2 protein-coding genes are annotated in these 2,695 nt (G+C 69.9%); both read left to right on the forward strand.

Annotation, left to right across the window (positions count from 1 at the left end; genetic code table 11):
• Positions 1-478, forward strand: a 478-nt coding sequence (locus VGV60_16980; protein HEV8702967.1) for a DUF4149 domain-containing protein, incomplete at its 5' end; no start/stop codon positions are given.
• 178 nt (positions 479-656) lie between these two features.
• A partial coding sequence (locus VGV60_16985) for a S9 family peptidase (protein HEV8702968.1) occupies positions 657-2,695 on the forward strand: 2,039 nt, incomplete at its 3' end.

The raw sequence follows: 2,695 nt of genomic DNA on the forward strand, positions 1-2,695 counted from the left end.
CGCGCTCCTGCGAACGGCGCACCTCCTCGCCCTCGGGATCTGGGTCGGCAGCGTCGTCTTCTTCTCGTTCTTCACCGCGCCGACCCTGTTCGGCGCCCTGCCGCGCGACATGGCCGGCCGGGCGGTGTCGGCGATCTTCCCCCGCTACTACGCCCTGGGAGCAGCCTGTGGCGCCCTTGGACTCCTCTCGGGTCTCCTCCTGGGCGCCCGGCAGCCGGCCTTCGGGCGCCTGCTCGCCTGCGAGCTCGTCCTCCTCGGGCTGATGACCGGGATCGTCGTGTACGCCGGCCGCGTCGTCCTGCCGCAGGCGGCGCAGGCGCGCCTGGCTCTTCCGGCCATCGAGGGTACGCCCGCTTACGACGGGGCCAAGGCACGCTTCGACTCATTGCACCGGCGCTCGGTCCTCCTGAACGGCACGGTGCTTCTGCTTGGCATCGCGTCGATTGCTCTCTATTCCCTGCAGAAACCGAATCCCTAGCACCAGGGCCTGCCCGGCCTCGAGCTGAGGGGCGGGTTGCACGCGGGATGGCCGGAAGAGCCATGCCCAATCTCAGGTGGCGGGAGAGGGCTTCCCCCGCCCCGCTTGACAGACCGCCGCCATGGCTATAGAAAGGCGCGGCCCGCTCACATCAATCGACGCTTGCTGGAGGTCCTGGATGAGATGCCCCGCTCCCCCCCGCCCAAGGCGCTTCCTTGCCGCGACGATCGCCGCGGCGACGTGTTCCGCCGTCCTGCTCCCTGCCGCAGCGCAGGAGGCGCGCCATCCGTTCTCGGTGCGCGACATGGTCGCGATGGAGCGGCTCGCGGGCCCGCAGCCGTCCCCGGACGGCCGGCAGGTGGTCTTCACCCGCCGGGTCTACGATTCCGCCGCCAACAAGAACTCCACCAGCCTCTGGATCGTGGGGTTCGACGGCGGAGAGCCGCGGCGGCTCACCTCCGCGAAGGCGAACGACACCTCCCCCCGCTGGTCGCCGGACGGCCGCACGGTCGCCTTCGTCTCCGACCGCAGCGGGTCGTCGCAGATCTGGATGATCGATCCGGCCGGCGGCGAGGCCCGGCAGGCGACCGACTTCCCGGTGGACGTCGACAATCCGCAATGGTCGCCCGACGGGAAGCGACTCGCCTTCTCGGCGGAGGTCTATCCCGACTGCCCGGATCTCGCCTGCACCGCGAAGCGCGACCGGGAGACCGAGGCCGACCCGGTGAAGGCGCGGGTGTACACGCGCCTCCCCTTCCGGCACTGGGACACCTGGGAGGACGGCAAGCGCAGCCACATCTTCGTCTGGTCCCCGGGCGGAGGGGCGCCCATCGACGTCATGAAGGGGGCCGACGCCGACAGCCCGCCCAAGCCGTTCGGCGGATCGGAAGAGTTCGCCTGGTCCCCCGACGGCCGGTCGATCGCCTTCACCGCCAAGATGGCCGCCAACCCCGCCTGGTCGACCGATCTCAACATCCACCTCGCGGCGGCCGACGGCGGCGGCTTCCGCTGCCTGACCTGCGCCAACGAGGCGCAGGACTCGCAGCCGGCATTCTCGCCCGACGGCCGGACGATCGCCTACCTGGCGATGGCCCGTCCGATGTTCGAGGCCGATCGCCAGCGCGTCGCGCTGTTCGATCTCGCCTCGGGGAAGAGCCGGGCGCTGACCGAGCCCTGGGACCGGTCGGCCGAATCGCTGGCCTGGTCGAGGGACGGCAGGCGGCTGTTCGTCGCCGCGGAGGAAGAGGCGCGCCGGAAGATCTTCTCCGTCGACGCGGCGCGCGGCACGATCGCCGTCGTGGCCGGCGATCACTTCAACAACGACGTCGCCGTGACCTCGCAGGGACGGCTCGTCTTCACGCAGGACTCCCTCGTGTCCCCCGCCGAGATCCACACCTGCCGGCTGGACGGCAGCGAGGCGCGGGCCCTGACGCGCGTCAACGCGCCCCGCCTGGCGCTTCTCGGCATGAGCCGTCCGGAGGAGTTCTGGTTCAAGGGGGCGATGAATGACAGGGTGCACGGGTGGATCCTGAAGCCGGTCGGCTTCCGCGAGGGGACCCGGTATCCGCTCGCCTTCCTGATCCACGGCGGCCCGCAGGGGGCCTGGACGGACCACTTCCACTACCGCTGGAACCCGCAGGCCTATGCCGGCGCCGGCTATGTCGCCGTGCAGATCGATTTCCACGGCTCCACCGGCTACGGTCAGGCGTTCACCGACGCCATCCGCAAGAACTGGGGGGGCGCCCCCTATGAAGACCTGATGAAGGGGCTCGACTACGTCCTGCAGGCCTATCCCTTCATCGACTCTGACCGCATGGGCGCCCTGGGGGCCTCGTACGGCGGCTACATGATCAACTGGATCGCGGGGCACACCGACCGGTTCAAGTGCCTGGTGAGCCACGACGGCGAGTTCGACACGCGCACCAGCTATTACACGACCGAGGAGCTGTGGTTCCCGGAGTGGGAGAACGGCGGGCTGCCGTGGGAGCCGGGGACCACCTACGAGCGCTGGTCCCCCGCCCTGTCCGTGCAGAACTGGAAGACGCCGATGCTGGTGGTGCACGGCGCCCGGGACTTCCGCCTGCCGGAGACCGAGGGCTTCTCTGTCTTCACCGCCCTGCAGCGCAGGGGCGTGCCGTCGAAGTTGCTGTATTTCCCCGACGAGAACCACTGGGTGCTGAAGGCGAAGAACAGCATCCTGTGGCACGACACGGTGAT

This window comes from Candidatus Polarisedimenticolia bacterium (genome assembly GCA_036001465.1).
GTDB lineage: Bacteria > Acidobacteriota > Polarisedimenticolia > Gp22-AA2 > Gp22-AA2 > Gp22-AA3.